The sequence below is a fragment of the Mucilaginibacter sp. genome (genome assembly GCF_028288105.1).
Classification (GTDB): domain Bacteria; phylum Bacteroidota; class Bacteroidia; order Sphingobacteriales; family Sphingobacteriaceae; genus Mucilaginibacter.
The window spans coordinates 1-9776 of sequence record NZ_JAQBOI010000190.1; the positions used below are offsets into that span (position 1 = coordinate 1).

9 protein-coding genes are annotated in these 9776 nt (G+C 40.7%); 6 read left to right on the forward strand and 3 right to left on the reverse strand.

Translation table 11 applies throughout. The features are described 5' to 3' along the window. Nucleotides 1-327 precede the first annotated feature (327 nt). The 6 genes from JWQ85_RS13140 to JWQ85_RS13165 all read left to right on the forward strand — a co-directional run bounded on the left by JWQ85_RS13140 (nt 328) and on the right by JWQ85_RS13165 (nt 7402). The gene (locus JWQ85_RS13140) at nt 328-1356 is read left to right on the forward strand and encodes a class I fructose-bisphosphate aldolase (RefSeq protein WP_299468659.1); all 1029 of its coding nucleotides are present in this window, start codon (nt 328-330) and stop codon (nt 1354-1356) included. Nucleotides 1357-1658: 302 nt separating this feature from the next. Continuing rightward, nucleotides 1659-3803, forward strand: a complete 2145-nt coding sequence (locus JWQ85_RS13145; protein ID WP_299468661.1) for an ROK family protein — start codon at nt 1659-1661, stop codon at nt 3801-3803. Further along, nucleotides 3790-4893, forward strand: a complete 1104-nt coding sequence (locus tag JWQ85_RS13150) for a DegT/DnrJ/EryC1/StrS aminotransferase family protein (protein WP_299468663.1) — start codon at nt 3790-3792, stop codon at nt 4891-4893. Before JWQ85_RS13145 ends, JWQ85_RS13150 begins: the two co-directional genes overlap by 14 nt. Next, on the forward strand, nt 4890-6107 hold the full coding sequence (locus JWQ85_RS13155) for a hypothetical protein (protein WP_299468665.1): 1218 nt from the start codon (nt 4890-4892) through the stop codon (nt 6105-6107). The genes JWQ85_RS13150 and JWQ85_RS13155 overlap by 4 nt, the downstream gene beginning before the upstream one ends. Then, complete coding sequence (locus JWQ85_RS13160; protein ID WP_299468667.1) at nt 6094-7053, forward strand: Gfo/Idh/MocA family oxidoreductase; 960 nt, start codon at nt 6094-6096, stop codon at nt 7051-7053. Before JWQ85_RS13155 ends, JWQ85_RS13160 begins: the two co-directional genes overlap by 14 nt. Continuing rightward, a complete protein-coding gene (locus JWQ85_RS13165; protein ID WP_299468669.1) occupies nt 7037-7402 on the forward strand; it encodes a cupin domain-containing protein in 366 nt (121 codons plus the stop codon). Before JWQ85_RS13160 ends, JWQ85_RS13165 begins: the two co-directional genes overlap by 17 nt. Before the next feature lie 7 nt (nt 7403-7409). Here JWQ85_RS13165 and JWQ85_RS13170 read toward each other — a convergent pair whose 3' ends face one another. The 3 genes from JWQ85_RS13170 to JWQ85_RS13180 all read right to left on the reverse strand — a co-directional run. Further along, on the reverse strand, nt 7410-8441 hold the full coding sequence (locus tag JWQ85_RS13170; protein WP_299468671.1) for an NAD(P)-dependent oxidoreductase: 1032 nt from the start codon (nt 8439-8441) through the stop codon (nt 7410-7412). Then, nucleotides 8434-9348: an NAD(P)-dependent oxidoreductase gene (locus JWQ85_RS13175; RefSeq protein ID WP_299468673.1), complete on the reverse strand. Its 915-nt coding sequence runs from the start codon at nt 9346-9348 to the stop codon at nt 8434-8436. Before JWQ85_RS13175 ends, JWQ85_RS13170 begins: the two co-directional genes overlap by 8 nt. Next, nucleotides 9349-9776, reverse strand: a 428-nt coding sequence (locus tag JWQ85_RS13180; protein WP_299468675.1) for a hypothetical protein, incomplete at its 5' end; no start/stop codon positions are given.

Genomic DNA, 9776 nt, shown 5'->3' on the forward strand with positions numbered 1-9776 from the left:
CATCATCAAAACAGATAGCATCACGCGCAACTTTATTTTTTCCATTATAATGTATTTTTAATGTTGATCATTGTGATTGAGCTAACTAAACTAACAAATTTGAGTTCATTTTGCAAGGCCGGATAGCCCTTATCCAGCAGTTCATAACAGAAAAGGTAAAAATAAAAGCACAGTATATTTCAAATATTTCGTTTTAATAAATGAATGTTCCTATATGTGAAAGCTTAAACAGGAAACTGACCATTTTAGCTAAATTAAAAACCACCAGTGATTAGCGCTGTTCATTATTTGTCAGTTATTACAAATAACCATTTTAGACAAATCCACATGAAAACATCAGATCTGAAAAGAACCGCCGAGAGTTTAATGAATAAAAACAAAGGTTTACTGGCTATGGATGAAAGCACAGGGACCTGCAATAAACGCTTTGAAGCACTGGGTATCCCGCAAACGGAAGAATACCGCCGGAAATACCGGGAATTGATAGTTACAACGCCACGCCTGGAAGAATGTATCAGCGGCGCGATCCTGTTTGATGAAACCATCGATCAATCAATTGAGGATGGTACACTAATGATAGATGTTTTAAAGAAAAAAGGAATTATACCGGGAATTAAAGTTGACGAAGGCGCTATTGTGCTTGATCGTTTCCCGGGAGAAAAAATAACAGAGGGGCTGGACGGCTTAGGTAAGCGCCTGGCCGACTATTACAATAAGGGGGCACGCTTTGCCAAATGGCGTGCAGTGATCACCATTGGTGCAGGCATCCCAACCCTTACAGCTATTAAAACAAACGCTTATAACCTGGCCCGGTACGCTGTATTATGCCAACAGGCCGGTCTGGTACCAATTGTAGAACCAGAAGTTTTAATGGAGGGCAACCATTCGCTTCAACAATGTTCTGAAGTAACCCACCAGGTATTACATGCCGTTTTTAATGCACTATTTGAACAGCATGTAGAATTTGAAGGAATGATATTGAAGCCCAATATGATATTGCCAGGCCTGGAAAGCCCTGTTCAGGACAATATAGAGGCGGTGGCAGATGCAACAGTGCAGTGTTTTTTGAGATGTGTACCTGCTGCCGTACCGGGTATCGCTTTCCTATCCGGCGGCCAATCCGAACAATTAGCTTCAGAAAGGCTCAATGCCATGCATACCAGGTTTAAAGATAAAATGCCCTGGGAGCTCACCTTCTCTTTTTCACGGGCTATCCAGCAACCCGCTTTAGAGGCTTGGAAAGGAGACGACAAAAATGTGGCCATAGCGCAAAAGCTACTTTATCACCGGGCATGGTGTAACAGCAAAGCAAGGCGCGGAGAATATACGCCGGAGATGGAAAGAGAAATTTCTTAATGTTCTGGGGGCGTTTTTTACTCTGTTTTATCCAAGTTTCATTTTTATGAAATGTGAAACATTATGTGCTAAAATTGATGTTTGACAAGCTGTTTTTAACTGTAATTTCGAATTACTATTCTATCTAAAATGAATACCATCGGGGCCTATGTGGTTATCATTACACCATTGAGGCGCCAGATCAAACCAACGTAGTTTAAAGCATAACTTTTGTTTGAAGGAACATTTCAATTAGTTAGTTATATACCGGTTGAAACTGTTAACGTATCCAATAATCATTATATATGGAGCGAGTTTTTAAGATGTCTTTTGAAAGTTTGATAACTTATGAGATAAAAAGAGTTTCAAATCTTTTCGATATAACCAACCCTGCGCTTTCTGATTATATTAAAACAAAAAAAACATTCTGCATTATTGATCAAAATCTGGCTGATTACGCCTCTTCTCTTAAGGTCTATTTTCAAAAGAACGATATCGAAGCCCATTACTTTTTTGTTGAAGTATCTGAAAAAAATAAAAACATACAATCAATTATAGATTTCACCGCTTTTTGTTTTAAACATGAAATTGGCCGCCGTGATCCGATCATCGCGTTTGGCGGAGGCATTGTCTGCGACCTAGGGGGAATGTCGGCTAACCTGCTAAGGCGGGGCACCCCTTGTATTAAGATTCCCACAACATTATGCGGAATGATAGATGCAGGAGTAGGCATTAAAAATGGTGTTAATTATGCCGATAGTAAAAACTCCTTAGGAACCTTTTATCCCCCGACGGTTGTTTTCATAGACCTGAAATTCCTTAAAACACTTTCGGAAAAAGAGATCAAGAATGGTCTGGTAGAGATGATCAAGATCATCGCGTTAAAAGACAAAGGTACCTGGAGCCTGCTTAAAAGGAATATTAACAAATTTATAGATAAAGATTTCGATTTGGAAGTGGTTGAATTAATTGATCGTTCTATCGCTTTTATGACCGAAGAACTGAGCACCAATTTGCTTGAGGATAATTTATACCGTATTGTGGATTATGGCCACGAGTTTGGACATTTAATTGAGATCATCACAGATTTTGAGCTTTCACACGGTGAGGCTGTGGGAATAGGAATGCGGCTTTCAAACAATATGGCTTACAGCCGGGGGCTTATGAACGTTAAAGATTATGAAGACTTTAATGGGGTTTTTGACAAATTAAATCTTCCTTACTGGCATAAGTCACTGTCTTGCCAAAAGCTTTACGCTAAGCGGGAAGCTATTAGCAGGCACAAAGGAGGCAATTTCAGTATCGTGGCATTATACAAAATAGGGGATCCTTTTTTTATAAAAACGATGAGTTTCACTGATATGGAGTATGCCTGTGGTGCAATGAATGTAATGGAACATAGCCACAATTCATCAAATAATAACCGTCCTGATCCTGGTTACCTACCAAAACCGGTATATATACCCGATGCTTTAGTATTTGATGTTGGTGGTACAAATTTACGCGCAGGCCGATACTCATTGAGCCAGCAAAAATTGGTGAGCACAAAAAAGAAAAACACACCCAACATCTGGAATACTGTTTCAAACGGTTTGCCTTATGACACATTAATAAAAGGAATGATAGAACTGGGCAAGGCGTTATTTCCTGATGAAGAACCGGGAATTGTTACCATTGGTTTCCCCGGCCCTATTACTCCTGCCGGCGAAATTTTAAGCACCCCAACCATTTGGGGAGATCAATTTAAAGGCTCCGCATCGCTTATCTCCTATCTCCAAAGTTTTTGGCCTCATTCAAAAGTTAATGTTATAAATGATGTTTCTGCCGCCGGATACTTTTTAAAGGATCATTATTCAGAAGATTTTTGTGTGATTACCGTCAGTTCCGGAATTGGCAGTAAATTATTTATTAATGGCAAACCTTATACAGGCATTATGGGGCGGGGCGGCGAAATAGGGCATTGGGTTAGCGACACATCAGACGAAGCCTTGATGTGTGAATGCGGGGGTAAAGGCCACCTGGGGGGTATCAGTTCTGGCAGGGGTGCTCTGGCTCATGCCAAAATGCAGGCAATGCTTGAACCAAAAGCATTCGAAATCTCCCATGTAGGAAAAATCCGTCCAAATTATACTGAAATAACTAATGAGGCACTTGTTACCGCTTACTCGGCAAATGATGAATGGGCAAAAACAGTTATTGATAAAACAGCAAAGCAACTGGCTAAAGTAATCGCTCTGATCCACACCACTACCGGCATGGAACTTTTTATCATTATTGGTGGGTTTTCAATAGCCTTAGGAGAAACTTATCGAAAAAGCATTGCTGAATTTGCCGGGGATTTTTGCTGGGATCTTGGCCAAAATTGGGATGAAATGATCAAAATAGGACCTGAAGAAACAGAAATGGGCTTAATAGGAGCCGGTATTTTTTCGAACGCCATCAATAATTCGATATATGAAAATAGGTAGATACATGTACGAAAAGCAATTCGGAGAGCATCCTGATGAACTGTTTATTGACCTAAAAAGGATGATATTAAACGGAAATTATGTGCTTACCGAAGAAGTATCCACTTTCCTGAAAAACTTCGCCATGTATACAGATGCACGCTACGCATGTGGTACTAATTCAGGTACGGATGCACTCATTCTTGCGATGAAAGTGCTAAATATAGGCCCCGGCGATGAAGTGATAACTCACGCCAATACTTTTTATGCCACGGTGGCTGCTATAAAATTTGTTGGCGCCACCCCTGTATTGGTTGATGCAGATGAAGAAACTTATTTAATAAATACACATCAGCTGGAGGATAAAATTACGGGTAAAACAAAGGCGATAATTCCGGTGCACCTTTATGGCAAACCCTCGCCTATGCAAGAGATAATGAACCTGGCCGATAAACATAACCTTCTTGTTATAGAAGACTGCGCCCAAGCCCATGGCTCTAAATTAGACGGGCAGTGCATAGGCACTTTCGGAAAAATTGGCTGTTTTAGCTTTCATCCCAGTAAAAATTTAGCCGCGGCCGGCGATGGGGGATGCCTGGTAACGAATGACGAGGATTTGTATATAAAAAGCTTGAGGATAAGTGCTCTTGGGCAAAACGGGCAAAATAATCACGTTGTTTTAGGATTCAACAGCAAGCTGGATGCGATACAAGCCAGGATACTTGACTGGAAGCTTCCTTTTTTAGATAGCTGGAATAAAGCCAGGAACCGGATAGTAAATAATTATATAGAAAGGCTGAACGGATTGCCTATAAAATTTCAGCTACGGAGCAATAATGAACTGCACACCTATCATCAATTTACGGTAAGAACCACAAGGCGGGATGAACTTCTGGCCTCTCTTACCAACAAGGGTATTGATGCCGTTATTCGCTACCCTACCCCTATTCACTTACAACCGGCTTTTGAAAAGGAGGGCTGGAAACAAGGGGAGTTCCCAGTAGCTGAAGCATTGGCAAAGGAGCTTTTATGTTTACCGCTAAGGCCCGACATGACAGCGAATGAAGTAGACTATGTATCTGAGAATGTGCGGCAATTTTTTAACACATGAACAGCCTCAATTTACCTAAACTTGTTATTCTTGGCGGCAGTAGTCCGTTCACCATTCAGCTTATAGATCAATTCGTTTCTAAAAATTTCACACAAGTCTCTCATCTGGTTCTTTATGGCAGAAATGATAAGCGGCTTGAATTGATCGCTAACTATTCCCGGCATCATTTAACTAAAGCCGGATGGTATGTTGAAAGCAATATAGATTTAGATAATGCCCTTGAAGGTGCCGAAGTAATTATTCATCAAAACAGGTACGGGGGCCTGGAGGGTCGACTTGAAGATGAGCTATTTGCACAACAATTTGGGTTTACAGCCGATGAAACACTGGGGCCATGCGGTTTAAAATCGGCTATCAGGATGGCGCCCTGCCTGAAAGCCTTGGCCAAAAAAATACTTGCTTTATGTCCTGGTGCTCTGCTGATCAATTTAACCAACCCCTTAAGTATCGCTGTTTCAATTCTTCACCACTGGGGCGTTAAGAAGGTTTTAGGTGTTTGCGAACTACCTACGGTGACTTTTGTAAAAGTGGCGGAAATAATCAAGCTCCCGGCCTCGCAAATTAATTGGGACTATACCGGGCTTAATCACCGGGGCTTTATTTATAATCTGACTTTTGCAGGGGAAACCCTATTCCCGAAATTCCTTGAAAAGATAAGCAGTTCAGGTTTTAATGGGTTTACCCGTACTGAAATAGAAGATTTAGGCGCTATCCCCCTTAAATACTTCCACCTGTTCTCGCAATCCCATCACGCCGAAGGGAGGGCACTGCAGGTAAAATTAATTGGAGACAGAATCATACGCGAACTTTCTTTAAAAACCAATCTGTCTCCCGAAAGCTTGAAGGACAGGAACATGGATTGGTACGAAAAGGGAGTAATACCGTTGCTTAACGCTATAAATTCTATGAATCCGCAGCCTTTAGTAATTAACATGGCAAACGAAACCGGTATTACTATCGAAAGTAAAACGCTCATTAGCAAAGGAGCCATAGAAACCATTAGATCAGCACAAATACCTGTGCGGGTGCTGAAATGGATAGAAATATTTTTGGAACACGAAAAGGCGGTGTTAAAAGCGGCATTAGATCCAACTCCGCAAAATGTGAAGGAAGCTTTGGAGCGGGATCCGCTAATTCGGGGGTCGGAATTAGCTGCTATTCAGCAATTTATTATAGGTAGTCATCAAAAAGAAGAAGAATATGCAAACACTTAATGTAGGTATCATAGGCTGGGGTAGAATGGGCAAGATAAGGGCAGAAGCCACTAAAAATTGCGGCCATCAACTTACTGCTGTTTTGGATACAGACGATCAACGATTAGCGGAGATAAAAGAACAGTTTCCAAAGACACGGACCTATACAAACCTGAAAGATTTGCCAGTAGATAATGTTGATGTGATTTTTATTTGTTCTCCACCTTGCTTTCATTTGGCTCATATTGCTTTTGCTATTGAACACCATTTGCCGTTCCTTATTGAAAAACCGCTTTCTGTTAATGCCGGTGGTTTGTTGGGCTTGCAAAATACGATAAAAGAAAAAGGGCTGATAAACGCTGTGGGTTATATGAATAGGTACCGCCCCAGTATCCTACACATAAAAGGCGGTGCGTTCTTAGGTATTTCCAGCTATTGGATAAACAAAATGTACCAGGTGCCGTGGTGGGGGAACGTGCAGGAATCTGGCGGCCCACTAAATGAACAGGCAACCCATCTGCTGGACCTTAACCGGTATATAATGGGCGAAGTTAAAGAGGTATATGCCACCAGTAGTGATAATTCTTTAGATTTCGCTACCACAATCAGTATCGCGTTAAAGTTTGAAAACGGAGCAGTTGGGAATATTCTATATAGCTGCGACGCTGCCACAAAAAGCATAGGGCTTGATCTGTACACATCAGAGAATAAGATCAATTTAAGCGGATGGGATTTTAATCTTATTGGACCTGCAGATATCGCCCTATCAGCTTTATCAGCTCAGGAAATTTTTGATCTGGAAGCCGGTAGCTTTTTCAATGCGGTTATCAATAACGATCCGTCACTTATCCTGTCTGATACAACAGATGCCATTAAAACGCAGACATTAGTTGACGCTGTTAATTTATCTTTAAATGCCAATGCTCCGATATCTCTTAAAACAATAAAAAATGAAATACTCATTTGAAAACTTGCATTACAACTATGATATAGCGCACGATGGTATAGCGCCTATTTATTTTTCGCGGGTATCCGGCTTGTCACCAGAGTTTGCTTTTAATTTTTTAGATTTTGTAAAAGTACCGGTGGCAGCCACTATCGGGAAGCATACACATACGGTCGATAATCAGGAAATATATATCATCATTTCGGGGGAAGGTGAAATGATCGTTAACGGGCAACTTTGCCAGGTTACAAAGGGGGATGTAATTGTTAACCCTATTGGCGGCACCCATCAGTTGATAAATACGGGCCACGAAGAGATGCATCTCGTGGTGGTTGAAACGCCGGTGTCCCCTTCGCTTTCTGGCGATTAAGTTGGTGTTACCGATCTATCAAACCATAATAAGATACCATATCTTTAATGCTGGAGGCCAGGCTAAAATCTATCGAACCTCCCACATCAAGCAACTTTGTATTATCACCATAATGCTGATCTATCTTTTGATCACTTAAAAAAGTTTGCTGCCCGCTATCAATTTTGATTCCCCCCTTCTCATTTCCAAATACTGCATTTAAACAGCAGTCCAAAACGTCTTTTATCATAACCGGCTTCCCGGAAGCAATATTAAAAATCTGATTGTATTGCTCGTTTGCTAATAATTGGACAATGTTGCTGGCCACGTCCCTCACATCAACAAAATCCCTTACCGACGTTAATCCCGAAGTTTTTAAATGAGGATCTTTATAGCCATTTTTAATACTCATCAATTCGCTTACAAAACGACCGCATACATGACGTTCATCCTGGCCAGGGCCAATAATATTAAAAACCCTTAAAGCCATCCACGGAATATCAAAATGTTCACAAAACTCTTTTACGATCTTTTCTTCAGCAGCTTTAGTTAATTGATAGGATTCTTCCGGATTACAGGGATAAGATTCCCTGAACGGAAGATCTTCTGATTTGGATGGGAAACCATAAACCCCGCCGCTGGATACGCCTATAAACGGAACATCTGTAAGGTACTTCTTGCAGGCTGATAATAAATTTAATGTGCCGATAATATTAGTATTCAGCAGTTTGCTGCAGTGGTCGCCTTTTAAACCAGATGCCAGGTGAATAATAGCCGTAGGTTGTTGAGCTTTTAATAATTCTTCGATATGTTTTTTATCGTTGGTATCTACCATGAAATACTTGTATCGCCCATGCAAAGCTTCAACAATGCCTGCAGGAAGAGGTGCAGGTATGGTTTGATTGTTTTTTATACATAGCGAATGCGTAAAACAATCGTCTAAACGTGGTGAGCGGCCAATGCCTATCACTTCCAGGTCCTTATCCCCGTTTATTAGAGCGGCTGTTAAATACCTCCCTAAAAAGCCCTGAGCCCCGGTTATCAGTACGCGTTTATTCATGTGTAAAAAATTGAATTGTTTTCTTTAAGCCGTCAAATAACGACGTTTCCGGTTTCCAGTTTAACTCTTCGCCCACCTTTTCAATATTTGCCACCAGGTTATCTACATCAGCCTTCCTGGGCCTGTCTGGCGAAGGATTTTCCGAAATCCCTCCGCTAATTTTCATGATAGATTGAATAAGTTGGGCCAGCTGTTTTGAATTAGTGCCAACGCCACTTGCCACATTATAAATTTCAAATCCCGTAAAATCAGCATACATTGCCTTTTTAATAGACACGGCGAGGTCACCTACAAAGCAATAATCGCGTACCGATGTGCAATTAAATAAAGCAATATCCTTTTGTACCTTAACCTGGTTGTATATTTCTTTTATTAAAGATTTTGTTGACATACCTGGTCCATAAACAGAAAAAGGCCTGAGGACCTTAAAATTCATATCATGTGCCACATGATAAACAAAGCACATCTGTTCTATTGCCACTTTAGATACCCCATATGGCGACAGCGGTTTTAAAATATCGTTTTCGGAAACCGGATTCGATAAAGGCCTGCCATAAACCTCGGCCGATGAGATCATAACCACTTTTTTAATACTCAATTCTTTACAAACATTCAGCAAGGTGGCTGTACCTATGGTATTTACTTTTAAGGTTTCGGCAGGGTTTGTAAAAGAATTGCGGACGCTATTGAGGCCAGCCAAATGCACTACAATATCCACATAGTGTAAATGCTGTTTCAACTGGTCAAAATCGCAAATATCAGCAATAAAAGCGTCCGGATAATTTTTTACATTTCCGTGGGGCCCGCTTATTAAAACAGTTTCAACATGTTCCGTGGCGAGGTGTTCAACCAAATGCGATCCTATAAACCCCCCGGCCCCGGTAATACCTATCTTTAATTTCTGCATCTATTCTTCAGACTTTGCAATGTATAAAACCGTTAAAGGACCCAAATTAGGGAAGTACCTGCCTACACTATATCTTAAAAAATTGGTGAAATTATTATGCAGATCAACAAACATTGCAGCGCGCTTACCTATAACAGGGTTTAATAGTCTTTTCAATACTCCTATCAAAACCAAACCAGATATTTTTTTCAAAAACAGATAAGGGGCGAGCGAATGCGTTGTTTTGTGCACAACATTGAGCTTTGCTTGTTCCAGTAATTTTTTAAGCGATTTTTCGGAGTATAGCCAACGGTGCTGGGGCAAGCCTAAAGGAAATAATTTATACCAAAATGTAGAGATACCGCCCACAACACCTACTTCAAAACTTATATATCCATCTTTTGCCATAATATCCTTCATCTTTTGTATCGCGAATAATGGATCAGGGA